The organism is Kitasatospora sp. NPDC048365, from assembly GCF_043200835.1.
GTDB lineage: Bacteria > Actinomycetota > Actinomycetes > Streptomycetales > Streptomycetaceae > Kitasatospora > Kitasatospora terrestris.
In genome coordinates this window covers 160,013-184,375 of record NZ_JBICYJ010000009.1, presented here as the reverse complement: position 1 = coordinate 184,375, position 24,363 = coordinate 160,013, and the positions used below count along the sequence as shown (strand labels likewise).

Below are 24,363 nucleotides of genomic sequence, written 5' to 3'. Positions count from 1 at the left end.
TCCGCGGCGGCCCGGCCCCTCCAATGGCGCAAAGCACTCGATCCGACGGATCGTCATCCGCTATGGTCTGGCGTGAATTCGCCGTGCGGAAGCAGGAGTTCAGCTCTGGGGGGAGCTTTGCGAAGACTCGTCCGCTCCACGCCGTTCACCATCGTCGTCAGTGTCCTCGCCGTCGTCGCCGCGCTGGTCGTCGCACTGTCCCGGCCGGGGCCGTCCCGCGCCTCGGCGACGGTCGACCTCCCGCTGCTTCCGGCCACCGAGCCACCGCGCGCGACGCCGACCCCGACGCCGACGCCGAGTCCCACCCCGACACCAACGCCCCCGCCCACACCCACCCCGTCGCCCTCACCGCCGTCCCCGTCCGCGTCGCCCACCGCGCACAAGTCGCCGACCCGGACGCCGAGCCCCACCAGGACGGTGACCCGCACGCCCACGGCCACCACCTCGACCCGCCGCCCCACCTCGACCGCGCCGGCCACGCCCTCGCAGGCGTCCGCCACGCCGACCACCCGCCCGCCGGGCCCGTGCAGCGCACCGAACCGCTCCGGCCCGTACCAGGCGACCTTCCTGAGCCCGTGCGAGGGCGCCCGGGTGCCGATGGGTGTGGCCGCCACGGTCCGGGTCACCGCGTACCCGCCCGAGGACCAGGGCGGGCTGGTGGCCGTGATCACGGTGCTGTCGGACGAGAGCGGCGCCCCGCAGGACACCCACTACACCTTCGCCGCCAGCTACCCGCTCGCCCTGGCTCCGGTCGCCTCGGATCCGCACCGCAGCGTCGTGAACTACACGGTGGGCACCAAGTGCCACAGCGCGACCTTGGCCCGGCTGGAGATCTACCGCCTCACCAAGTCCGGCCTGGAACAGGCGACGGCGACCTGGAAGCAGTCGGTCGCGGTCGCGCTTCCACCGGGCAGCACGCTTCTGGACCACGTGACCGTTCAGCGCACCGACGACTGCTGAAGCGAGGAGACCACCATGCCGGAGCAGCCCCGCACCGACGGCGAGGACCCGGAGGGCGGCAGACGCACCACTCCGCCCGCTCCACCCACGTCGTCCGCTCCGCGCCGCCCGAGGCCGGACGGGCCGGAGGACGAGCGGTCCGAGCCGAACGAGAGCGACCCGGACGCCCCGCCCTCCGACCCCCAGGAGCGGGCGCTGACCAAGTACCGCAACCGCATCCTCGCCGCCGCCGGGGTGGTCACGGCGGTGACCGCCCTGGTCGCGAATCTCGGCAACTTCCGCACCTCGATCCACGACGCGATCTGGCCGAAGCCGTCCCCGCCGGCCACCTCGGCAGCTCCGGCCCCGGCGCCCGGCCCTTCCACCACGTCCGCGCCGACCCCGCCGACGGCGGCTCCGTCGCCGACCCCCACCGAGGTCTGCGGCCGCACGCCTGCCACGGCGCCGTTCACGGCTTCGTTCGCCAGTCCGTGCCAGGGTGCCAGCACTCCGGCGCCGTGGTTCTTCCTGACCGTCCGGGTACCGGAGTTCCCTCCGGACGACGGCTCGCGCGGGGCGATCGCGGTGACCGAGCAGATCCTCGGCACGGGCACGGGCTCGCCCAACAACGCGAAGCCCCGCTACGCGGTGTACTTCGTCACCAAGGAGTCCGCCGCCCGGCTCGGACCGGACCGCACCTGGATCAAGGACGTCGGCGCCTACAAGGAGTGCGAGTTCGGCGCCGCGACCTTCTCCCTGCACTACCTGACCGCCGAGGGCTACCGGACCGCGCTCGACACCTGGAAGCCCGCGCAGCCCATCACCATTCCGCAGAACAGCATCCTGCTGGACGAGGTCGACCTCAACCTCACCCGCGCTTCGACCTGCCCGCCGATCGGCTGACCGCTCGGCCGGCCGCTCGGCCCACCGTCCGCCGTCGCGCCCTCCGCCGGAGAGCGCGACGGCTCGTCGTACTCAACTCCCAAGCCTGCCTGGCCTGCTGTGCACCGGCGTCGCCACCGTACAGCGCCCGCTCGGCGAGCGCGGCGAGCCGGCCGACCGGGTCGATGCCGACCTCGGCAGCGGTCCGGCCGAACGTCCGGGACGGGTCGCGTCCCGCACCCGGGATCCGCCGCGCCACCTCCTCCCACGCCGCCAGCACCTGCTGCGCCGCCGAACCCCGCCGCCGCACGCGTGCCAGCCGTACCCGCCGCCACACCGGACGCGCGCCCGCGGCCACAATCACCGCGGCCACCAGCACCAACAGCCAGGGCAGTTCACGACTCCACCCCGTGCCGCCCACGTCCACGGACTCGGTGCGGTCATCGGGCGCGCTCGCGGACGGGACCGGCGTCCCGGAGCTGATCGGCTTCGCTCCCGGCACCGGGTCGAAGTCCACCCAGCCGCCCTCGTACTCGATCTGCGCCCACGCCAGCGCGTCCCCCGCGGTCACCGCGACCGCGCCGTCGGGTCCGGGCTCGACGGCCCGGTACCCGGCCACCACCCGCGCGTTGAAGCCGAGCTCGCGGGCCGCCAGCGCGAACGCGGTCGCGAACTGCGCCCGGTTCGCTCCCCGCCCGCCGGCCAGCGCCACCAGCGCCTCGCACCCTTCCCCGCCACCCGCGGCCGGGTCCAGCAGGTAGGTGCCGCCGGTGAACTCGGCCTCCAGCAGGCCAGGTTGCCGCTCGGCCCCGCCACCGCCCCGCACCCGCTCGATCACCGGGCCGAGTACCCCGCGCGCGCACCCGGGCAGCCCGGACGCGCCGCTTCCCACCACCGGCCGTCCGCCGCCGCCTCCCGCCGCCACCGCCACCCGGTACGAGGGCAGCTCCCCGCGCGCGTACAGCGCCTCCAGCTCGGCGTCTCCCAGCAGCCCGGCCGGCCCGGCACCCGCGACACCGGCCCCGCGCACCCCTCCCGGGTGCGGCAGCAGCCGGACACCCGCCTCCTGCAGGGTGACGGCCGCCGTTCCGCCACCGTCCGGGGCCGCGCTCACCTCCGGCACCGGCCCCAGCGCCGGCCGCGCACTCCAACCGCCGTCCGGCGTCCAGCTGTTGTACGCGAGCAGCACCCACCTCGGCGGACGCTGGGCCAGTGCTCCGGCGAGCACCGCGCGGAAGGCCGGCTGCGGACCGCGCGCCGCGAGGACCGGCACCAGGTCGAGCGGATCGGTGGCCGGATCGACGGCACCCGGCGGCGCGACCCGCGGCACCGCGCCGTGCACCTCGGGCAGCGGGACCTGCGCCGCACCGGCCATCGCCACCACCGCCGCGAGGACCGCCAACCCCAGCCCGCCCAGCACCCGCCGCCCCCACCCCCCGGCGCGCGAGGTACCCACCAGCACCGCCACCAGCAGCACCGCCGCCGCACCCGCCACCACCGACGGCCGGAGCCCTCCCACCCCGGCCAGCGCCGCCGCCGTCATGACCGCACCCCCGCGAGCAGCGCCGCCAGCTCCGACGCGCCCCCGACCGTCGCGGCCCGCGCACCGGCCAGCTCCCTCCAGCCTCCCGGCGCACCGCCACCGCCGCCACCGCCGTCCTCCGGACCGCCACCGCCCGCGGCGCAGCGGATCGCCCGTACCGTCCCGAACCGCTCGGCCAGGACGCGCAGCCCGCCGCGCCGCGACTCCAACGGGCGCGTGCTCACCAGGTACGCCGTGCCGCCCCGGGCGGTGGCCGCGAGCGTCCGGGCCGCCCGTTCGACGCCACCGCCCCGACCGACCGGGTTGACGTCGGTGAGCCGGTCCAGGACCTCCTCGCGGGTCCGCACCTCGCTCGCGCCGTCCGTGCCGCCGCACCACAGGACGAGCCGCACGCCGACGGCGAGCGCCGCCACCGCCAGGCTCGCCGCGCAGTCCACGGCCGACTCGAAGACCTCGCCGCCGTCCGCCCCGTCGGCCTCGGGGTCGAGGAGCACCGCCACCACATCGCCCTCCCCCGACGGAGGTTGGCGCACCCGGAGCCGATCCGCTCGCAGCCGCCCCTCCAGCGCCGCACCGGCCCGCAGCGAGGCCGGCCAGTGGACGGTGCGCGGATCGTCCCCGGCCACGTACGACCGCAGCGAGTGGAACTCGAACATGTCCTCCGGATCGACCGGCCGCACGGCCGCCGTCCGCGCCCCGGCACCCGCCGCCGACAGCGCCGGCTCCACCACCACCGGCCGGACGAGCTGCTCGAACTCCTCCCCCACCGCGACCCGCCGCCGGACCGTACCGGCCGGATCGCGCCACTCCACCTCGGGTGGTCCGATCCGCCAGCGGCCGCGGTCGAGCGGCGGCGTCAGCAGCGTCGACCCGGCGGTCTCCACCCGGATCGGGCGCCCGGTCCGCTCGTTGACGAGCTGCTCGCCGATCCGCACGGAGGCCGCGCCGCGCCCCCCGTAGCGGATCCGCAGCACACTGCCACGTGCCACCGGCACCGACTCCGCGTCCTCCCGCCGCACCGCACCGAGCCGGACGAACGAGCCCGCCACCACGCCCCACAACACCACCGCCGCGGCCGCGAACCCCAGCCCGACCAGCTGGTGGACGCCCAGCACGGCCCCCGAACCCCCGGTGGCGACCGCCAGGCCCACCACCCGCCACCCTCGCACCGTCAACCCGACCACGCCCGGCCCGCCCTTCAGCACGTCAGCCCCCAGCTCGCAGCTCGCAGTCCCCAAGCCCGGGGTCCATCACGCAGGCACCCCCGACCGCTCAGCCGTCGCCCCTCGCGCCCCTCCACCGCTTGCGCGCCGCGCGCAGCTGCTCGGGCACCGGAACCCGGCCGACCAGCTCCACCACCACCTCCTCGGGCGTCCTCCGGGCGCCCGGTGCCGCGGTGAGCCGGTGCGCCAGCACGGGTCCGGCGAGCGCCTGCACGTCGTCCGCGTTCGGGAAGTCGCTGCCCCGCAGCAGCGCGTGCGCCCGTACGGCCCGCACCAGCGCCCCGCTGGCCCGGACGCTCGCGCCGCGCTCCAGCTCCGCACTCTCCCGGGTCGCCCGAACCACCCGGACCGCGTACTCGACCAGTGGATCGCCGGCCCGCACCAGCTTCCGCGCCGCGCGGATCGCCTGCCTCACCTCGGGGACGCTCAGGGTCGCGCTCAGGTCGTCGACCTTCCCGGCGCGTCCTGCGGCGATGTCCCGTTCGGTCGCCTCGTCGGGGTCGGCGACGCGCACCCGCACCAGGAAGCGGTCGAGCTGCGCCTCCGGCAGCAGATAGGTGCCCTGCAGGTCGACCGGGTTCTGGGTGGCGATCAGCAGGAACGGCCGGTCGATGGCGTGGGACACGCCGTCGACGGAGACCGCGTGTTCCTCCATGGCCTCCAGCAGCGCCGACTGGGTCTTCGGCGAGGCCCGGTTGACCTCGTCGGCGACCACGACGTTCGCGAACAGCGGGCCCTTCCGGAATTCGTCGTCACCGCCGAGCGTCGGCCGCTGGTAGCCGGTCAGTTCGGCCGGCATCAGGTCCGGTGTGAACTGGATCCGCCGGTACGTACCGCCGATGGTCTTCGCCAGCGCCTTCGCCAACGTGGTCTTCCCGTTGCCGGGCAGTCCCTCCACCAGCAGGTGACCCTCGGCGAGCAGGCAAACCATCGCCAGCTCCACCGCCCGCGCGTCCCCCCGGAACACCCGGCGCACCGGCGCCACCAGCAACTCCCGCAGCCGCTCGCCCCACTCCTCGGCTGTGCCCTCCATCGGCGTGCCCCTCCCCAGGTCGCTGCCGTGGCACCCACCCTAGGCATCGACCGGGCCGACCGGAGTGGCCGATTCCAAGCTGTGACGCTTCGTCAACCTCCTCTCAAGCAAGGCAACTTGATCGAACCACCGCGCTACACCGCACCCGTCGTCCCGCCCGCACCCGGGTCGGCCTGCACCGGCGCCCGCCCGACCAGCCGGTTCACCGCCGACGCGATCGCCCCCACGTCCCCGGGCTCGCTCCGCCGCAGGACGAACATCCGCGTCAGCGCGATCAGCACCGGCCCGACCAGGATCGCCATCGGCCAGTAACGGCCCGACGCGCCGAACCAGATCGCCCCACCGATGCACGACAGGCTCACCGCCGCACCCGCCGCGACCCCGACCAGGTGCTGCCGGTGGGCCTTCTCCGTCCGGTCGAGCCGCTCCCGCGACCTGGCGAGCTCCAGCTCGTACTGCCGGTCGGCGTCCTTCAGCTCCAGCAGCCGCCGCCTGTGCTCGTGGTCGGCCTGGCGCATCCGGTACTCGTGGGTGCGCTGCAACTGCGGCTCCATCGCGGCGAACGCCGCCGCGAGGTGGCTCGCCGGGACGTCGGCCCACTCCCGCGCGATCTTGTGCGCCAGCTCCAGCTCCACCGAGCCGAGCATGACCTCGCCCTCCGGCTCAGCCACGGCCCGCCCCTCCCTGTCCGGCCCCGACCGGGCTGTCGTCACTACTGCCTCCGAGGCCTCCCGGCCCGTCCGGTGTCCACCCCCGCGCCTGCGTCGGCGGCGGCCCGACCAGCAGGAACATCTCCGCCAACCCCATGCTGATCAGCCCGGCCGCCGCCGCGTAGTCCTCCGGCGCGTACGGCCCGCCACCCCCCGGGCCCGCACCACCACCCCCGGCGCCTCCACCCCCGGCATCCGCGCCCCCCGCACCCGTCGCGTCCGCCGCATCCGCCGCATCCGCCGCAGCCACCGCGTCCGCCCCAGCCGTCGGCCGCCCGGGCTCCGCGGGCGCCCCCCGGGCCCGGGCGCCCAGGTACTGGTCGATCGCCTGCCGCGCCAGCGCGGTCGCGGTCTCGGCGTCATGCAGCCTCGCCCGCGCCTCCTTCAGGGTGGCCGCCCGGTACTCGCCGCCGTTGGGTGGGCTCTCCAGCCGCACAACCTCGGCGGACAGCCGTTCCCGCTCGGCCAGGGAGTCGGCGAGTTCCTGCCGCAGGGCCATCTCCACGAGGTCGGCCCGGGCGGCGAGGGCGAGTTCCACCAGCCCGGTCGCGCCGTCCAGTCGCCCGACCGCGACCGGAACCCGGCTGCCGAGCACGGACGTTCGCGCCCCGGCCGACGCGGGCAGCCGGCCGAACAGCGGCCCGACCTGCACCAGCAGGTGGCCGCGGTGCATGCCCACGACGCTCCCCGCCACCGACCGGTCGGGGGGCAGCGCATCGGCGAACGCCTGCCACGCCGCCCGGTCGGGCAGCGGCAGCAGCCGCCCGGTCCGGTCGCCCGTCAGTACGAACCGCACGACCTGCCGCGGGCACAGCGGAGCGCCGATCCCCGCCCGGTCGTAGTCGACCGCGTAGCTGTACCCGCCCGCCCCGACCGCCAGCACGTCCTCGGCGACGGCCTCGACCACCCCGACGAAGACGGACCCGGGCTTCGCCGCACCGCCCACCACGCAGCCCACCCCCACCCTCCGTCGATCCGTCGACACGCTACGTTACAGCCGCCCCGGTGCCCGCCGTCACCGGTTCTCCGCACCTCGTGGAAATCCGCTCGCGCCGCCCGGCCCGCCCCGGTGAGACTGCCTGCCCATGGACAGCACCCTCGCCCGCCTCGTCGCCGAACTCGACTCGGACAGCACCGAGACCGCCGAGGACGCCCAGCACGCCCTGATCGCCCGGGGCCCGACGGTGCTGGGCGCGGTGATCGCCGCGACGCCCCGGATGGCGCCGTTCGGTCAGCTGTGCGCGATCGAGGTCTTCAACGCGTTCGACGACGCCCGCCCGGCCGATGTGCTGATCGGCCTGCTGGAGAGCGACAGCGACACGGTCCGCAGCTGGTCCGCGGAGGCGCTGGCCACGCTCGGCATCGTCCGCGCGGTACCGGCCGTCCGGCGCGCGTACGAGAGGTTCCGGCGGCACGGCGACGACCCGTCCTACAGCGAGGGCGTGGCCCTGCGTCAGGCGCTGACCGACCTCGGTGCCCGGGAGCAGGTCCTCCCTCCCCGGGCCGCCGAGCTCCTGCGCGAGGTGGGTGACCGGACGCCCGCCTGGCCGACCGTCCACCTCGCCGAGGTCGTGGGGGAGCTCGCCGCCCACCGTCAGGCGATCCTCTACGCCCAGTTCTGGCACGTGCGATCCGACGGCCGTCTCTCCTGGACCAAGGGCCCCGACCTGAGCTGGGAGGTCGACCGCCGGGTCCCGTGGGAGCAGACGGTGGCCGACTGCCGGGACTACGCCCTGCTGGTCGCCCAGGAGGCCGACAAGGCGCCGGACCTGGTCGCGACCCTCGAATGGATCGACGCGTCGGACCTCTGACCCCACGCCCGCCCACAACGCCCGCGCCGCCGACAACGCCCGAGGGGCCCGCGGTCGCACGACGCGACCACGGACCCCGGAACCACGAACCACGGACCCGGCTAGACCGCCGCCAGGGACGGCACGCCGAGCAACTCCACCTCGCTGCCCCGGTCGTGACGTTCCTGCCAGGTCTGCAGCGCGCTGCGGCAGGCCCGGTCGAGGTAGCGCACGCCGGTCAGGTCGAGGCAGACGCACCGGTCGGCGGGCAGCTGTTCCAGCGTCTCCAGCAGTCTGGGCAGCCGCAGGAAGGTGGCGGTGCCGGTGAGCCGGACCAGCATGGAGCCGTCGGGGCGTTCGCCGACGGTGACCTGGAGCTGCGAGGTGTCCCAGGCGGACTTCAGGACGGCGAGCAGCAGTCCGAGCAGGACGCCTTCGAGCAGGTTGGTGACGACGATGCCGACGGCGGTGGCGACCAGGATGACGGCCTCGCCGCGCTGGGCGCGCCAGAGCGGCAGGAGCTCCTTGACGGGCACCAGCTTGGCACCGGCGTGGATCAGCACGCCGGCCAGTGCGGCGAGCGGGATGGCGCCGAGCGCGTCGGGCAGCAGGACCACGAAGAGCAGCAGCCACAGTCCGTGCAGCACGCGGGAGGCCTTGGTCCTGGCCCCGGCCTGGACGTTGGCGGCGCTGCGGACGATGACGGCGGTCATCGGCAGGGCGCCGAGCACGCCGCAGACGGTGTTGCCGACGCCCTGGGCGAGCAGTTCCCGGTCGTAGTCGGTGCGCGGGCCGTCGTGCAGGCGGTCGACGGCGGCGGCGCTGAACAGGCTCTCGGCGGAGGCGATGAGCGTGAACGCGACCACGGTGCCGAGCATGGCGACGCTGCCGAGGGCGGTGATCTCCGCCATGCCGGGCAGGTGGATCACACCGGCCAGGCCTTCCACCTCGACGCGGCCGATCGGCAGGTCGAGCAGGGCGGTGGCGAGGACGGCGATGCCGACGGCGCCGAGCGGGGCGGGGATCACCCGGATCCGGGCGGGGAGTCTGCGCCAGAGCACCAGCAGGGCGACGGTGCCGGCGCCGACCGCGGCCGCGGCGAGGGCGGATCCGCCGCCGGTCAGCGTGTCGAGGATCAGCCGGGGGGTGCCGAGCAGTTTCGCGACCCCTTCGGAGGGGGCCTTGGCGCCGGCGGCGGAGTAGAGCTGTCCGGCGATCAGGACCAGGCCGATGCCGGCCAGCATGCCCTGCACGACGGACAGCGATATGGCTCTGAACAGTCGGCCCAGCTTCATGGCGCCCATGGCCAGTTGGAGCAGGCCCGCGGCCGCGGTGATGACACCGAGGGCGGCCAGGCCGTGCTCCTGGACGGCGCCGAACACCAGGACGGTGAGACCGGCGGCGGGGCCGGAGACCTGCAGGCTGCTGCCGGGCAGCAGGCCGGTGACGAGGCCGCCGACGATGCCGGTGACCAGGCCGAGTTCGGCGGGGGCGCCGGAGGCGACGGAGACGCCCACGCAGAGCGGGAGGGCGACCAGGAAGACGACGAGCGAGGAGGGGAGGTCAGTGCGGAGTACCGTTCGGTACGCGGAAAGCCGAAGGGCGGGACGACGAGTCATCGGGTCCTCGGTTTTTCAGAAGAAGGCGGACGGCGGCGGGTTACAGCGGCAGGAAGAGGCCGCTGTCGGCGCGGTGCGAGAGCACCAGGCCGGTGTGGATCTCGTAGAACCAGCCGTGGAGTCTGAGTCGACCGTCCGCCAGGCGTGCGGCGATGCCGGGGTAGCCGCGCAGCCGTTCGAGCTGGGCGAGTACGTGGCGCTGCACCGGACCGGCGACGGTCGGGTCGAAAAGGTCGGTGGCGTCGGCGCGCAGGGCGCCGGGGTCGGCGGCGGTGCTGAGCCAGTCGCGGACGGCGGGCACCACGCTGAGGTCGTCGCCGCGGACGACGGCGCCGACGGCGCCGCAGTGCGAGTGGCCGCAGACGACCAGGTCGCGCACCTCGAGGACCTCCACGGCATACTCGATGGTGGCGGCCTCTCCTGACGGCGCGTCAGGACGGTACTCCGGGACGATGTTCCCGGCGGTGCGCAGCTCGAAGAGGTCGCCGGGGTCGGCGCCGGTGATCAGCGCCGGGACGACTCGCGAGTCGGAGCAGGTGATGAAGAGCGCCTGCGGGGACTGGCCCCCGGCGAGTGCGGTGAGGTGTCGGCCGCCTGCCTCCGCGCGCTGCGGGAAGGCTCGGGCACGGTCGATCAGTGGATCCATCGAGGGGGTCCCTCCGTTGACCTGACGGTTAGTCAAGTCAATGTAAAACAAGGGTCAAGCCAAGGCAAAGGCAACCTCGGAAAGTATGTTGTGCCGATTTGGTTAACAGTCTGTTACCTGGCGCGTCGGGGCCACAAGGCCGCACCCCACACTTCGTAAAATCGTCGGAGCGCGCACGTACCATTTCCCGCGCCCGGCGCCCGGATCACTCGGGGAGCGCCGCCCCTTCGGCCTGCTCCGCCGGCTCGACCGGCTGCTCGGCCCAGATGGTCTTGCCCCGCCGGGAGAAGCGGGTGCCCCAGCGGTCGGCCAGCTGACCGACGATGAACAGGCCTCGTCCGCCCTCGTCGGTGCTGCGGGCGCGCCGCAGGTGGGGGGCGGAACTGCTGCTGTCGGAGACCTCGCAGATCAGCTCCCGGTCGCGAATCATCCGCAGCCGGATCGGTGCGGCACCGTACCGCACCGCGTTGGTGACCAACTCGCTGACGATCAGATCGGTCGCGAACTCCAGCTCGGCCAGCCCCCACTCGGCGAGTTTGTGCTCGACCAGGCGCCGCGCGGTGGCGACCACCGCCGGGTCGCCGGGGAAGCTCCAGGCGGCGACCCGGTCCTCGGCCAGCGCCCGGGTCCGGGCGACCAGCAGCAGGACGTCGTCGCGCTGCCGTCCGGGCAGCAGGCCGTACGCGATGTCGTCGACGAGGGCGCGCGGTTCGCGCTCGGGGCGGGCGAGCAGCTGGGCGAGCCGCCCGAGCGGGTCGCTGCCCCGGACGGCGGCGGTCAGGCCGTCGGTGTGCAGCGCCAGCACGCTGCCCTCGGCGAGTTCGAGGGTGGTGGTCTCGTAGCAGCCGTCGCCGAGGCCGAGCGGCTCCCCCGTCACGATCGGGTACGGGACCTGCTCCCCGTCCGGCCCGACGATCAGCGGGCCGGGGTGGCCGGCCGAGGCGCCGACGCAGGTGCGCTCGACCGGGTCGTAGACCAGGTACAGGCAGGAGGCGACGCCCCGGCCGCCGGCCCGTCGGCGGCGGTCCTGCTCCTCGGCGAGCACCCGCGCGGTCTCGTCCAGCCGGACCAGCAGCTCCTCGGGCGTCAGGTCGAGGACGGCGAGGGTGCGCAGCGCGGTGCGCAGCTGGCCCATGGTGGCGGCCGCCTCGATGCCGTCGCCGGTGACCGCGCCGATGGCGAGGCCGACCCGGGTGCCGGAGAGCGGGATGACGTCGTACCAGTCGCCGCCGCTGCCGACCGCGCCGGGCAGGTAGAGGTGGGCGGCGTCGACGGCGGAGAGCCGCTGCGGCTCGCGGGGCAGCAGGTGGCGCTGCAGGGTGGTGGCGATGTTGCGTTCGCGGGCGTAGCTGCGGGCCTGGTCGATGGAGAGCGCGGCGCGGGCGGCGACCTCGGTGGCGAGCTGCAGGTCGTCCTTGTCGAACGGCTCGGGGTGCCGGTAGCGGTAGAGGCCGACCACGCCGAGCAGGGTGTCCTGGACGGTGAGCGGGACGACGATCACGGTGTGGATGCCGGTGGCGAGCAGCGGGCGCAGGCGTTCGGGGTCGGTGTCCAGCCACGGTTCGGACGGGTCGAGATGGGTGATCAGCCGGGGCCGGGCGTCGTCGAGGCTGCGGGTGAACGGGGTGGACATCGGGAAGGTGCTGAGCTCGCCGTGGCCTATCGGGCCGTCGCCGCCGTCGAGGGAGCGGAACGCGGCGCGGCGCAGCGGCGCGTCGGCCTCGACCGGGCCGTGGTGGGCGGGCAGGCCGCGCAGCGGCTCGTCGAGCAGGTCGACGGTGATGGCGTCGGCGAGGGCGGGGACGGCGACGGCGGCGAGCTCGGCGGCGATGCCGGGGGCGTCCAGCGAGGCGCCGATCCGCCGGTGGGCGGCGTGCAGGATGTCGAGCCGGCGGATGGCGGCCTGCCGCTCGGTGACGTCCTCGACGGAGGCGAGGCCGAAGACCTGTCCGTTGTCGAGGCGGATCCGGTACATCGACACCGCGACGGCCATCTCGTGCTCGGGCCGGCCGGGGACGTAGCCGCGGACCAGCAGCTCGCGCACCCGGACGCCGTCGCGCAGCACCTCGCGGGCGAGCTTGTCGAGTTCCCCGGTGGCGAAGTCGGGGGCGAAGTCGGCGACCGTGTGGCCGAGGATCCGGTCGGGCGGGACACCCCGGACGCCGCGGCCGGTGCTGTTGTAGCGGACCACCCGCAGCTCTTCGTCGAAGAGGAACATCCCCTGCGGTGACTGCGCGAACAGCGCTTCGAGCACAGCGGCGGAGACCTCGTCCCGGTCAGCGTCCAGCAACCCCTCACCTCCACCCGTCCCTCCCACCTTCGCATCTGTCCGCCGCCCGGGCATCTCGAGACCGAATCACCGATCGGCCGCCGATCGGGACGACGGTTTCCGTTGTCGTGCGGCGTCCGGTGGATCTCCTAGGGTGGCGGCCACGTACGGATCGGCGGGGGGATCGGCCTTGGACATCGAACTTCGGTTGCTGCGGATGCTCCTGGTCATCGCGGACTCCGGCAGCCTGGGCCGGGCGGCGGTGGCGACGAACTTCTCGCAGCCGTCGGTCAGCGGGCAGCTGAAGCGGCTGGAGGCGCAGTTCGGCGGTCCGCTGTTCGAGCGCGGGAGCAGCGGGGTCCGCCCGACCGCGCTGGGGGTGCGGGTGATCGAGCAGGTACGGGACGTGGTCGCCCGGGTCGACGCGCTGGGGCAGCTGTCGCCGGTGGCGGGCGAGGGCGCGGGCCGGACCTTCCGGTTGGCGTCCACCAACACGCCGATCCTGCCGGGCATGCTGGCCCGGGCCCGGGCCGTGGTGCCCGGCCTGTCACCGCTGGTGAGCAGCGTGTACGCGTCGACGCGGATCGTCGAGCTGATCGAGCGGGGCGAGGCCGAGGTGGGTCTGGCGGCGGACTACCCGGGGGCGGAGCTGCGGCACTCGGCGGCGCTGGCGCACCGCGGGATCGTCACCGAGCCCGGGTTCGTGGCGCTGGCCGCCGACCATCCGGCGGCCCGGCAGGCGGAGGTGGACCTGGCGGACCTGGCGGACTGCGCGTGGTTCGTGACGCCGGACGACGGGGCGGGCTGGCCGGGGGTGTTCGAGGCGGCCTGCCGGGCGTCCGGGTTCTCCCCGGTGGCGGTGCACGAGTTCCTCGGCGACCAGCAGCACCTGCAGGCGATGATCGCCTGCGGGCTGGGGGTGTCGGTGGTGCAGGCGACCATCCGGCCCGCCCCGGGGGTGGTGGTGCGCCCGCTGGTCGGCACTCCCCTGTGGTGCCGGTACGTGCTGGTGTGGAGCCGCGAGCGGGTCGACGAGGAGCTGGCCGGGGCCCTGTTCGGCGCGGCCGCGTACGCCTACCGGGAGCTGATCGCGCAGTCGCCGCACTTCCGGCTCTGGGCGGCCGGCAAGTACCGGCTGCCGCGCAGCTGACCCCACCCCCTCAGTCCCGGTGATGACCTGTCCGGTGCAATGTCATATGACCTGTGACATTGTTCTGTGCTGGATTCGGTGTCAGGATGCTCTGCGCAGCACACCCTCGTGCTCCGTCTGATGCTGCGTGAGCTCCCACTCACCCCCACTCCAGAAGGACTTGCCCGTGCGCCTGCGCATACCCCTCTCCTCGCTGGCGACCGCGGTCGCCGCGTGTTGCGCCACCACCGCCGTGCTGCTGCCGACCGCGGCCTCCGCCGCGCCGGGCGCCGCCGGCGGCGCCAAGAAGGCCCCCGCCGCCACCGCCGCGCCGAAGCCGGCCGGCCTGGGAGGCGTCCCGACCGTCTCCGAGGCCCTCGCCCCGCCGACGGCCCCGATCCCGGCCGCGCTGCTCAGCCAGTCCCTGCTGGGCGAGCCCGCCGCCACCGCCGGCAGCCCCGCCGCCGTACCCGCGCCGGCCAAGGCGCCGTCCGCCAAGCTCGGCGCGGCGGCCGAGGCCGCGGTCGCTGCCTCCTGCACCCCGGCGGACTTCTCCTCCCGCACCGGCGCCGCCCTGGTCTCCTTCGTCCAGGCCTCCACCGTCGACTGCGTCAACTCGCTGTTCAACGTGACCGGCACGGACACCGCCGGCGTCTTCAAGCAGTCCCAGATGCTGGCCGTGGCGAACGCCTTCAAGGCGCAGGCCCCCGCCTACGCGGGCAACAACAGCGGCAACTTCCTGCAGCTGGTGCTGTTCCTCCGGGCCGGCTACTACATCCAGTCCAACAACGCCTCCACCGTGGGCGGTTACGACGCCACCCTGACCGACGCGGTCAAGGCCGGCCTGGACGCGTTCTTCGCCGGCGCCCGCTGGAAGGACGTCAACGACGACAACGGCAACGTGCTCAAGGAGGTGCTGACCCTCACCGACAGCGCCAACATCCAGGGCAAGTACCTGAACGTCTACCAGCAGGTGCTGAACGGCTACACCAACGCCTACAACGCGTTCCCGAAGATGGTGAGCGCGGTCAACTCGGTGCTGCGCTTCCCGCTCTGGCGCGCCAACTGGAACCCGGACTTCGTCAGCGCGCTGAGCGCCGACACCAGCCTGATCCCCTCCCTCGCGGCCTTCATCACCAACCACAAGGACCTGCTGGGCGGCCCCAACGAGGTGCTGGTCACCAACGCGGGCAACGACCTGGCCCGGATCGCCGGCGACGGCGGCGCGGTGGAGACGGCGGCCAAGCCGCTGGTCAAGCAGGTGCTGGACGGCGCCCCGATCCTCGGGGTCACCGGCTCGCTGTACGTGCACACCGCCTACCAGGCGAACTACTACAACGGCGCCAACTGCTCGTACTACGACACCTGCAACCTGCCGGCGAAGCTGACCGCCGTCGTGCTGCCCAACCAGCTGGTCTGCGACAACCGCACCCTGCAGGCGCAGGACCTGACGGCCGCCGAGCTGAACGCGGTCTGCACCAGCCTGCGCGGCGAGGACGCCGCCTTCCACACCGTGGTCAAGGACAACGGGCCCGTCCCGAACCAGTACGCCAAGACCGTCACCTTCGGCATCTTCGCCAACAAGGCCGACTACACCACGTACTCCTGGGCCATCTTCGGCAACTCCACGGACAACGGCGGACAGACCGTCATGGACGCGACCGACCCCAACGGCCGGGCCGTGACCGTGATGTACCGCAAGTCGTGGAACAACACCGACACCGCGCGGGTGTGGAACCTCAACCACGAGTACACCCACTACCTCGACGGCATCTACGACATGAAGGGCAACTTCACCACCCAGACCTCCGTCCCGAACATCTGGTGGATCGAGGGCGTCGCCGAGTACCTGTCCTACTCCTACCGCGGCGCGACCGACACCGACGCGATGGCGGAGGCGGGCAAGCACACCTACAAGCTCTCCACCATCTTCCAGAACACCTACGGCAACTCCGACTCCACCCGGGTCTACCCGTGGGGCTACCTCGCCGTCCGGTACATGCTGGAGAAGCACCCGAACGACGTCGCCACCATGCTCACCCGCTTCCGCGCCGGTGACTACGCCGGCGGGTACGCCGTCTACAACGGCGTCGGTACCTCCTACGACGCCGACTTCGACGCCTGGCTGACCGCCTGCAACGGCGGCGCCTGCTACGCCACCGGCCCGACCTCGCTGTTCAACGCCTCGATCAGCGCCAACACCGTCGCCCTGACCGACCGCTCGGTGCAGACCGGCGGCGGCCAGATCACCGGCTGGCACTGGACGTTCGGCGACGGCAGCTCCTCCGACGAGCGCAATCCCAGCCACTCCTACGCGGCCGCCGGCACCTACACCGTGGCGCTGACCACCACCGACAGCAACGGCCGGATCGCCACCACGCCGCTCGGCGTCACCGTCACCGCGCCGCCGACCACCCTGCCGACCTGCACCGACCAGCGCACCGACGCGATGGGCCAGAACTGCTCCCGCACCGGCCGCGCCCGCACCGCCGGCAACACCGACTACCTGTACGTCTACCTGCCGGCCGGCACCACCACGCTGAAGGTCACCACCTCCGGCGGCACCGGCACCGTGGGGCTGTACTACAACGAGAGCACCTGGGCCTCCCCGAGCGCCTTCACCGCCTCCTCGACCAACACCGGCAGCACCACCCAGTCGATCACCGTCACCAACCCGACGGCCGGCTACCGGTACGTCAGCCTGTACGCGGTCACCGACTTCAGCGGTGTGACCGTCACCACGCAGTTCTGACGGATTCGTGTGAAACCTGACGATCGCTTGACGCGTGCATGTGTGTGACGGACCGTCGTCTCACACAGGAGTACTTCTTGACCGCGCACCTCGCCCGGCGCCCCGTGCGCCGGGCCCTGCCGCTCGTCGCCCTCTCGCTGGCCGCCACCCTGCTGGTCGGCTCGGCGCACGCCGACAGCACCACCCCGGCCGACCCGACCCTGGCGGGCGACCTGGACGCGATCCTCTCCGACGCCCGCCTGGCCAACGCCCAGGCGGGCGTCGTGGTGCTCGACGCGGCCACCGGCCAGCCGGTGTACCAGCGCCAGCCCAACGCCCTGCTCACCCCGGCGTCCACCCTGAAGACGGTGACCACCGCCGCCGCGCTCGACCTGCTCGGCGCCGACCACCGCTTCACCACCGAGGTGCGCACCACCGGCACCCAGCGCGGCAGCGCGCTCTTCGGCGACCTGGTGCTGCGCGGCGGCGGCGACCCGAGCCTGCGCCCCGACGACCTGGACGCGCTCGCCGCCAAGGTCGCGGACGCCGGCATCACCGTGGTCACCGGCCGGCTGCTGACCGACGCCACCCGCTACGAGTCGACCCCGCTCGGCCCCGGCTGGGCCTGGGACGACGAGCCCTACAGCTACAGCCCGCAGATCTCCGCGCTGACCCTCGCGCCGGACGCCGAGTACACCATGGGCGCCGCCCAGGTGATCGTCACCCCCGGCGAGGCCGGCAAGCCCGCGAAGATCACCTTCAACCCGGCCGAGACCCCGCTGACCGTCAGCGGCCAGGTCACCACCGGCGCCGCGGGCAGCGGCACCACCTCCGGCGTGGAGCGCAAGCGCGGCGCCAACGTGCTCGCCGTCTCCGGCTCGATCGCCGCCGGCGCCGCCCCCGCCACCTACTGGACCACCGTCGAGAACCCGGCCGCCTACACCGGCGCGGTCTTCGCCGGGGCGCTGGCCCGGCACGGCGTGCGCGTCGTCCAGCCGACCGCCGCCGCCAACGGCAGCGAGCAGTCCCAGGTGCTGGCCAGTCACGACTCCGCCACCATCGGCGAGTTGATCACCCCGATGCTCAAGCTCAGCAACAACGGCATCGCCGAGCACCTGCTGAAGGAGACCGGCAAGGTCAAGGGCGGCACCGGCAGCTGGTCCGCCGGCATCACCCAGGTCCGCGCCTTCCTCAAGGCCAACGGCCTGGAGCTGCCGGCCGGCCGCCAGGTCGACGGCTCGGGCCTGTCCCGCTACGACCTGGTCACCCCGGCGAAGATGGCCGGGCTGATGCAGCTGGCCTCCACCAAGCCCTGGTTCGACGCCTGGTACGCGGCGCTGCCGGTGGCCGGCAACTCGGCCCGGATGGTCGGCGGCACCCTCACCGCCCGGATGCGCGGCACCGCCGCGCAGGACAACGTGCACGCCAAGAGCGGCTCGATGGGCGGCGTGGACAACCTCACCGGCTACGCCACCGCGCCCGACGGCCGCAAGCTGGTCTTCACCGTGATGGTCAACAACTTCGCCGGCACCAGCCCGCGTCCGCTGATCGACGCGATCGCCGTCCGCCTGGCCGCCGGCCACCCCGCCGCGCCGTCCACCGCGCCCGCCGCCCCCAAGCAGCTGCAGGCGCCGCAGTCCCGCAGCGTCGCCCCGCAGCAGAGCGACGACGCCCCGTCCGCGCAGACCCGCTGGGAAGACTGCGAGCTGCTCGCCCGCTGCTGACCGCGAGCGCGTAGCGTACGGAGGGTCCGGCACCGACCCAGTGAGGAAGACAGACCCATGGAGTTCCGCCACCTCGGCCGCAGCGGCCTGATCGTCAGTGAGATCGCGTACGGCAACTGGCTCACCCACGGCTCGCAGGTCGAGGAGGAGACCGCCGCCGCGTGCATCCGCGCCGCGCTGGACGCGGGCATCACCACCTTCGACACCGCCGACGTGTACGCCGAGACCCGCGCCGAGTCGGTGCTCGGCCGGGCCCTCAAGGGCGAGCGGCGCGAGGGGCTGGAGATCCTCACCAAGGTGTACTGGCCGACCGGCCCGGGCCGCAACGACCGGGGCCTGAGCCGCAAGCACGTCATGGAGTCGATCAACGGCTCGCTGCGCCGCCTGCAGACCGACTACGTGGACGTCTACCAGGCGCACCGCTACGACACCCTCACTCCGCTGGAGGAGACCATGGAGGCCTTCGCCGACGTGGTCCACTCCGGCAAGGCGCACTACATCGGCGTCTCGGAGTGGACGGCGGAGCAGATCCGGGCCGGCCACGCGCTGGCCCGGGAGCTGCGCATCCCGCTGGTCTCCAGCCAGCCGCAGTACAGCGCGCTGTGGCGGGTGATCGAGGCCGAGGTGGTGCCGGCCTGCGAGGAGCTGGGCATCGGCCAGGTGGTCTGGTCGCCGATCGCGCAGGGCGTGCTGACCGGCAAGTACCTGCCGGGCGCCGAGCCGCCGGCCGGCTCCCGGGCCACCGACGAGCGCGGCTCGGCCTTCGTCTCGCGCTGGCTGCAGCCCGAGGTGCTGGAGCGGGTGCAGCAGCTGCGCCCGCTGGCGGACGAGGCCGGGCTGAGCCCGGCCCAGCTCGCCGTCGCCTGGGTGCTGCAGAACCCGAACGTCTCCTCGGCCATCATCGGGGCCTCCCGCCCCGAGCAGGTCGCGGAGAACGTGAAGGCCTCCGGCGTGAAGCTGGAGCCGGCCCTGCTGGCCCGGATGGACGAGATCCTCGCCCCGGTCGCCCTGACCGACCCGGGGCTCACCGCGGCCAACGCCCCGCAGTCCCGCCCGTAGCACGCACCACCGCCGACGGCCGGGGGCACCTGCCCCCGGCCGTCGGCGTCCCCGCGTTCAGCGCGGCCGGAAGGCGATCAGGGCGATGTCGTCGCGGATCTCGGCGACCCGGGCCAGCAGCCGGTCGCAGAGCTCGCCGACCGGCAGGCGACGGGCCTCGGCGGCCGCGCCGCTCATCCGGGCGATGCCCTCCGAGAGGTGCTCGCCGGGTACCTCGACCAGGCCGTCGGTGTAGAGGATCAGGGTGTCGCCCGCGCCGATCGGGTGGCGGTGGGTCAGCCGGGGCTCGCCGGGCGCCACGCACAGCGGCACGTCGGCCTCCTCCCCCGCCAGCAGCTGGGGCTCGCCCTCGGCGGGGACCAGCAGCGGCGGCGGGTGGCCGGCGTTCGACCAGGCCGCCGTCCAGCCGCCGTCCGCGCCGCGCACCAGGTGGACGTGGACGGCGGTGGCGAAGGAGGCCACCCCCAGCCCGTCGGCGGCCGCGTCCAGTTCGGCCAGGGTGTGCGCGGGCGTCACCAGGTGGGTGCGGTTGTAGGCCACCGAGCGGAGCATCGAGCGCAGCTGGCCCATGGTGGTGGCGGCGGCCAGGTCGTGACCGGCGACGTCGCCGATGGTGAGCGCGAGCGACCCGTCGGGCAGCGGGAAGGCGTCGTACCAGTCGCCGCCGACCTCGGCGGTGCGGCTGCCGGGCTGGTAGCGGGTGGCGAGTTCGGCGCCCTCGACGGCGGGCGGCTCGGTGAGCAGCGCCCGCTGCAGGACGAGTGCGGCGTGCCGGGTCCGCTGGAGTTCCAGGGCCTGGTGCAGCGGAGCCTGGGCGCGCTGCAGGACCTCGTGCAGCAGCTCGATGTCGGCCTCGCAGGGCGGCTCGGAGTCCTCGCAGCGGGCCGCCGCGGCGAGCGCGACCACGGTGCCGTCGACCTCGATCGGCAGCAGGGTCAGGCTGGTGGCGCGGGCCTCGTTGAGCCATTCGGCGGAGATCGAGGGGACGGCGCCGTCGGGCACCTGTCCGGCCGGGAAGGTCAGCAGCTTGGGCCGCCGCTGGGCGACCGCGAGCCGGGACTTGGCGCCGAGCCGGTAGGACTGGCGGCGGATCGGCGGCAGCGGCGGCAGTCCGGGCCGGGCGACGGAGGCGACCCGGGTGCCGGTGAGTTCCTGCCCGGAGGCGCCGGAGAGCAGGTAGACCGCGCAGGCGTCGGTGAGTTCGGGGACGACGGCGGCGGCGAGCGCGGCGAAGGCGTCCTCGGTCCGCTCGGCGTCGGTGACCCCGCCGGCCCGGGCGAGCAGGCGCTCGCGCAGCCGGCGGCGCCACTGGTCCTCGATGTCGGTGGTGGTGCCGATCCACTCGATCAGCTGCCCGTCGCGGACGATCGGCACGGCGCGGGAGCGGACGTGCCGGTGGCTCCCGTCGCGGGTGCGCACCCGGAAGGTGTACTCGACCAGGGGCGGCCGTTCGCGCGAGGCGCGGGACCAGACGGCGGTGAGCCGGTCGCGGTCGCCCGGGTGGACGGCGTCCAGCCAGCCGAACCTGGTGGACTCCTGCCAGGGCTGCCCGGTGAGCTCGTGCCAGCCGGGGACGAGTTCGGTGATGGTGCCGTCGGGCTGGGCCAGCCAGACCATCTGGGAGACCGCGGTGACCAGGGCCTCGTACCGCTGGAGGGCATGCAGCCGTTCCAGTGAACGCAGCTCGGCCTGCCGGGCGGAGTGCACCTGGGCGGTGGTGTCGATGGCGGCGATCAGCACGCCTGGGCCGTAGCGGGAGGCGGCCGGTGAGCAGGAGTAGACGAAGTGCCGGTGGTCGTCGGGCCCGCCGGCGCCGGGCGCGGCGACCGTGCGGTGGGCGGTGACCTGGCGGGCGGTGGAGTCGGCGAGGACCCGGTCGAGCGTGTCGACCAGGCCCTCGGCCCCTTCGTCGGCGAACACCTCGGCGACCGGCCCGCCGAGGGGCCGGTCGCCGAACAGGTCACGGAAGGCCTCGTTGACGTAGACCAGCCGGTGGTCCGGTCCGGCCGTCAGCGCGATCACCACGATCGCCCGGTCGAACGCCTCCGGCGTCAGCTGCGGCTCGGCCACCCCCGTCGGTCCTCATTCCTTCCGTGTCCTGGGTGCCGCCTGCTCAGCCGAGCAGGTGGGCCTTGGCCTTCTGGAACTCCTCCTCGGAGATGGCGCCACTGGTCTTGAGGTCGGCCAGCTTGGCCAGCTCGTCCGCCTTGCTGGGACCGCTCGCGCCGCCACTGCTGCCGGCGGCGTCCTGGACGTACCTCTTGAAGGCGGCCTCGTTCTGCTGCATCTGGGCGAGGTCGCGCTCGCCCATCGACTTGCCGCGGGCGATCAGGTACACGAACACGCCGAGGAACGGCAGGATGATCACGAAGATCATCCAGCCGGCCTTGCCCCAGCCACCCATGTCGTCGCTGCGGAAGATGTCCGTGATGATCTTGAAGAGCAGGAAGAACCACAGGATCCACAGGAAGAACCACAGCATGGTCCAGAACAGGTTGAGCAGCGGATAGTCATCCACCGAAGGCTCCCTTCACAACGGGTCGAAAAGATTGTTATCACTACAAAACGGACACCGCATCCGGAGGGTCCCGCTCCTTCCCAGGTGGACGGATGATCACTAGGGTTCCGTCCGTGACCGAACATGAGTCCAGTGACGCACTGTGGGAAGAGTTCGTCAGGGAGTACGAGAAGAACAACGCACAGCACGAGCCCAGCGCGACGGAGCGGGCGCAGCCGCCCCAGCAGCCCCGGCGGCGCCGGCGTTCGTGGCTGGTGCCGACGGTCGTCGCCTTCGTCGTGGCGGCCGGCGTGGTGGGCTACGTGATCGGACCCGGGGCGCACCAACCGCCCGCCGCCGCACCGCCGGTGGCCTCCGCCCCCGCCAGTCCCACCGCCGCGGCCACCGGGTCTCCCGCCCCGGCCGACGCAACCACCGCGACGCCGTCGGCGTCCGCCTCCGGCGCGCGCACCATGGCGACGGCCGCCATACCCCTGTCGGTCTTCCCGCAGCAGGTCCAGGGCTACACGCTGGTCGCGGCCAAGGCCGACCCGGTCTGCACCGGGGCGGACACCGTGGCACCGGCCCTGGCCGGAAAGATCACCCAGAGCCAGGGCTGCCTCGGCGTGGACCTCGCGATCTACCGGGACGCCGACGGAAACCAGTACAACCTGGCGCTGTTCACCATGAAGGACCCGCTGGACGCCTTCCACCTGGTCTCGTGGCTCGCCCAGGACCCGATGGACTACGAGGTCGTGGTGCAGCTCCCGCCGGTGGAGTCGGGCCTGCGGGCGCTGCCGGCCGACAGCGGGCTGGTGCAGGCGTTCTCCAGCTACGGGAGCGGGATGCTCGTCGGCATGGCCCAGTGGTCCGACGGCCGGACGGCCGACTTCGGCAAGCTGGTCGACCAGCTCTCCCCGCTCACGAAGGCGGTGATCACCCGGGTCCCCGTCTGACCGCCCCCGCCCGCGTCGCGGCCTCAGCGGTCGCGCGGGGAGGCCCGCCAGGCCAGCAGGACGACCAGGAAGGACGCCGCCGAGAAGCCGGTGCACCACCAGGCGGTGGCGGTGTTGCCCTGCATCCAGGCGTTGGTGGCCACCGTCAGCGCCCACAGCTGGCCGATCACCACGGTGATCGCCAGCACCACGCGGGCGGTGAGGATCGCCGAGCGCTCGGGCTGCTGCTCGGTCCCGGCGCCCGGGCCCGGACCGGTGCCGGTGACCCGCGGGTCGCCGTAGCCGCTGGTCGCCCGGATCTGCGGGTAGCGCTCGGGAACCGGCCGGTTGAGCCGGGGCTCGTCGCTGCCCGGGTGGTAGTTCTCGGGGTAGTGCCCCTCGGGGAGAGTCATCAGGAGCCGTCCTTCGGGCAGCCGGCCGCCTCGGCCAGCGCGGGGTCGCGGTCGCGCAGACCGCGGCAGAGCCCGGCCTCCACGCCCTCGCCGGAGCGGGCGGTGCCGATCGCCCAGACCGCGCCGGCGGCGTCCTCCACCATGATCACCTTGGGCAGCGGACGGGGCGGCGGCCCGGCCGTCACCTCGCCGGTCCGCGCACTGAACACGCCCTCGTGGCACGGGCAGTACAGCTCGCCCTCCTCCCCCCTGTCCTTGCGCCACAGCACGCCGCAGGCCAGGTGGGTGCAGACGGTCGAGTAGCCGACCACCTGGCCGTCCGCCAGCTTGATCGCCATCGCCCGGTCGTTCTCGCCCGGGTAGTTGAAGGTCACCGCCTCGCCGCTGCCCAGCCGGTCTGCGACCTTCAACGGCGGCGCGGAGCCGTCCCCGTGGCGGTGCAGCACCCCGGCGGAGACCACGGTCGAGCCGACCACCAGCCCGCCGGAGACGGTCGCCACGATCCGCAGGTAGTCGCGCCGGGTGGTCAGCGAGTCTGCGCTGATCCGGTCGCGCAGCGCGGCCTGCTCCTCCTCGGTGGGGCCGGCGGTCGGCGGGGTGGTCACAGCGTGGCTCCGTTCCCGGGCGTGGGCTGCCCGTTGACCTCGATCAGGTTCAGCAGCCCGCCGGGGACCGGCTGCTGCCGATCGGCGGGCACCACCATCGCGACGCCGGTGGAGACCGTGACGTCGCCGAAGGCGAACAGCGTGGAGACGTCCACCCCGGGCCGCTCGGCCTGCAGCTCCTCGAGCGTCCCGTAGAACAGCGCGCCGGTCGGGCAGACCGTCGCGCACATCGGCGCCAGCCCGTAGCTGGTCCGGTCGTAGCAGAGGTTGCACTTCATCTGGAGCTTGGCCTCCAGATCGATCTTCGGTACGCCGAACGGGCAGGCGTTGACGCAGTTCGCGCAGCCGATGCAGCGGGTCGGGTCGGCCTCCTGCACCACACCGTCGGCGGTGATCAGGATCGCCTCCGCCGGGCAGACCTCGGCGCACGGGGCGACCGGGTCCTCGCAGTGCATGCAGACCGTCGGCAGCGAGGCCACCGAGCGGCCCTCGTCCGGGTAGTCCAGATGGATCATCGACTTGCCGCGGTGCGAGTCGCACTCCCGGCAGGCCGACACGCAGGCCTGGCAGCCGATGCAGCGGCCGGGGTCGATGAAGATGGTCCGTCCGAGCACGT

General features: G+C 73.8%; 21 protein-coding genes. 8 read left to right on the top strand and 13 right to left on the bottom strand.

Annotated elements, in window-relative coordinates:
* The first annotated feature begins 117 nt into the window (after window positions 1-117).
* Window positions 118-960: a hypothetical protein gene (locus tag ACGFX4_RS11965; RefSeq protein ID WP_393072252.1), complete on the top strand. Its 843-nt coding sequence runs from the start codon at window positions 118-120 to the stop codon at window positions 958-960.
* Between the two features lie 15 nt (window positions 961-975).
* Window positions 976-1,842 (top strand): hypothetical protein, encoded by an 867-nt coding sequence (locus ACGFX4_RS11960; protein WP_393072250.1) that lies wholly within the window; start codon window positions 976-978, stop codon window positions 1,840-1,842.
* Here the strand turns inward: ACGFX4_RS11960 and ACGFX4_RS11955 are convergent.
* From ACGFX4_RS11955 to ACGFX4_RS11935, 5 genes are all read right to left on the bottom strand, one after another.
* On the bottom strand, window positions 1,808-3,364 hold the full coding sequence (locus ACGFX4_RS11955; protein WP_393072248.1) for a transglutaminase domain-containing protein: 1,557 nt from the start codon (window positions 3,362-3,364) through the stop codon (window positions 1,808-1,810). The genes ACGFX4_RS11960 and ACGFX4_RS11955 overlap by 35 nt on opposite strands.
* Complete coding sequence (locus ACGFX4_RS11950; protein ID WP_393072246.1) at window positions 3,361-4,602, bottom strand: DUF58 domain-containing protein; 1,242 nt, start codon at window positions 4,600-4,602, stop codon at window positions 3,361-3,363. The genes ACGFX4_RS11955 and ACGFX4_RS11950 overlap by 4 nt, the downstream gene beginning before the upstream one ends.
* Before the next feature lie 34 nt (window positions 4,603-4,636).
* Window positions 4,637-5,620, bottom strand: coding sequence for an AAA family ATPase (locus ACGFX4_RS11945; RefSeq protein ID WP_393072244.1), 984 nt, complete (start codon window positions 5,618-5,620; stop codon window positions 4,637-4,639).
* A 134-nt stretch (window positions 5,621-5,754) separates the two neighbouring features.
* Window positions 5,755-6,291 carry a hypothetical protein gene (locus ACGFX4_RS11940; protein WP_393072242.1) on the bottom strand — a complete coding sequence of 179 codons (537 nt, stop codon included), beginning with the start codon at window positions 6,289-6,291 and terminating at the stop codon, window positions 5,755-5,757.
* Window positions 6,284-7,288 carry a hypothetical protein gene (locus ACGFX4_RS11935; protein WP_393072240.1) on the bottom strand — a complete coding sequence of 335 codons (1,005 nt, stop codon included), beginning with the start codon at window positions 7,286-7,288 and terminating at the stop codon, window positions 6,284-6,286. The genes ACGFX4_RS11940 and ACGFX4_RS11935 overlap by 8 nt, the downstream gene beginning before the upstream one ends.
* A gap of 127 nt (window positions 7,289-7,415) precedes the next feature.
* Between ACGFX4_RS11935 and ACGFX4_RS11930 the strand changes: the two genes are divergently transcribed.
* On the top strand, window positions 7,416-8,141 hold the full coding sequence (locus ACGFX4_RS11930; protein ID WP_393072238.1) for a hypothetical protein: 726 nt from the start codon (window positions 7,416-7,418) through the stop codon (window positions 8,139-8,141).
* Window positions 8,142-8,242: 101 nt separating this feature from the next.
* On the opposite strand, the gene ACGFX4_RS11925 is transcribed toward ACGFX4_RS11930, so the two are convergent.
* The 3 genes from ACGFX4_RS11925 to ACGFX4_RS11915 form a co-directional block, all read right to left on the bottom strand.
* Window positions 8,243-9,739 carry a SulP family inorganic anion transporter gene (locus ACGFX4_RS11925; protein ID WP_393072236.1) on the bottom strand — a complete coding sequence of 499 codons (1,497 nt, stop codon included), beginning with the start codon at window positions 9,737-9,739 and terminating at the stop codon, window positions 8,243-8,245.
* A 40-nt stretch (window positions 9,740-9,779) separates the two neighbouring features.
* Entirely contained in the window at window positions 9,780-10,385 is a 606-nt protein-coding gene (locus tag ACGFX4_RS11920) for a carbonic anhydrase (protein WP_393072234.1), read from the bottom strand.
* 205 nt (window positions 10,386-10,590) lie between these two features.
* Window positions 10,591-12,675: a SpoIIE family protein phosphatase gene (locus ACGFX4_RS11915; RefSeq protein WP_393072232.1), complete on the bottom strand. Its 2,085-nt coding sequence runs from the start codon at window positions 12,673-12,675 to the stop codon at window positions 10,591-10,593.
* A 169-nt stretch (window positions 12,676-12,844) separates the two neighbouring features.
* On the opposite strand from ACGFX4_RS11915, the gene ACGFX4_RS11910 reads away from it, so the two are divergent.
* From ACGFX4_RS11910 to ACGFX4_RS11895, 4 genes are all read left to right on the top strand, one after another.
* Window positions 12,845-13,804 carry a LysR family transcriptional regulator gene (locus ACGFX4_RS11910; protein WP_393072230.1) on the top strand — a complete coding sequence of 320 codons (960 nt, stop codon included), beginning with the start codon at window positions 12,845-12,847 and terminating at the stop codon, window positions 13,802-13,804.
* A 166-nt stretch (window positions 13,805-13,970) separates the two neighbouring features.
* Window positions 13,971-16,535 (top strand): collagenase, encoded by a 2,565-nt coding sequence (locus ACGFX4_RS11905; RefSeq protein WP_393072228.1) that lies wholly within the window; start codon window positions 13,971-13,973, stop codon window positions 16,533-16,535.
* Between the two features lie 77 nt (window positions 16,536-16,612).
* Window positions 16,613-18,238 (top strand): D-alanyl-D-alanine carboxypeptidase/D-alanyl-D-alanine-endopeptidase, encoded by a 1,626-nt coding sequence (gene dacB / locus ACGFX4_RS11900; protein WP_393072226.1) that lies wholly within the window; start codon window positions 16,613-16,615, stop codon window positions 18,236-18,238.
* A gap of 57 nt (window positions 18,239-18,295) precedes the next feature.
* Window positions 18,296-19,297, top strand: a complete 1,002-nt coding sequence (locus tag ACGFX4_RS11895; RefSeq protein WP_393072224.1) for an aldo/keto reductase family protein — start codon at window positions 18,296-18,298, stop codon at window positions 19,295-19,297.
* 57 nt (window positions 19,298-19,354) lie between these two features.
* On the opposite strand, the gene ACGFX4_RS11890 is transcribed toward ACGFX4_RS11895, so the two are convergent.
* Window positions 19,355-21,367, bottom strand: a complete 2,013-nt coding sequence (locus ACGFX4_RS11890; protein WP_393072221.1) for a SpoIIE family protein phosphatase — start codon at window positions 21,365-21,367, stop codon at window positions 19,355-19,357.
* A gap of 43 nt (window positions 21,368-21,410) precedes the next feature.
* Window positions 21,411-21,815 (bottom strand): SHOCT domain-containing protein, encoded by a 405-nt coding sequence (locus tag ACGFX4_RS11885; protein WP_393072219.1) that lies wholly within the window; start codon window positions 21,813-21,815, stop codon window positions 21,411-21,413.
* 113 nt (window positions 21,816-21,928) lie between these two features.
* Here ACGFX4_RS11885 and ACGFX4_RS11880 point away from each other — a divergent pair, with 113 nt between their 5' ends.
* Window positions 21,929-22,750, top strand: coding sequence for a hypothetical protein (locus ACGFX4_RS11880; RefSeq protein ID WP_393072217.1), 822 nt, complete (start codon window positions 21,929-21,931; stop codon window positions 22,748-22,750).
* Between the two features lie 23 nt (window positions 22,751-22,773).
* Here ACGFX4_RS11880 and ACGFX4_RS11875 read toward each other — a convergent pair whose 3' ends face one another.
* From ACGFX4_RS11875 to ACGFX4_RS11865, 3 genes are read right to left on the bottom strand one after another with little or no spacing between them, the layout of a single operon-like run.
* Window positions 22,774-23,142 (bottom strand): DUF6755 family protein, encoded by a 369-nt coding sequence (locus ACGFX4_RS11875; protein WP_393072215.1) that lies wholly within the window; start codon window positions 23,140-23,142, stop codon window positions 22,774-22,776.
* Window positions 23,142-23,747 carry a Rieske 2Fe-2S domain-containing protein gene (locus ACGFX4_RS11870; protein WP_393072213.1) on the bottom strand — a complete coding sequence of 202 codons (606 nt, stop codon included), beginning with the start codon at window positions 23,745-23,747 and terminating at the stop codon, window positions 23,142-23,144. Before ACGFX4_RS11870 ends, ACGFX4_RS11875 begins: the two co-directional genes overlap by 1 nt.
* Window positions 23,744-24,361 (bottom strand): 4Fe-4S dicluster domain-containing protein, encoded by a 618-nt coding sequence (locus ACGFX4_RS11865; RefSeq protein WP_393072211.1) that lies wholly within the window; start codon window positions 24,359-24,361, stop codon window positions 23,744-23,746. Before ACGFX4_RS11865 ends, ACGFX4_RS11870 begins: the two co-directional genes overlap by 4 nt.
* Window positions 24,362-24,363 lie beyond the last annotated feature (2 nt).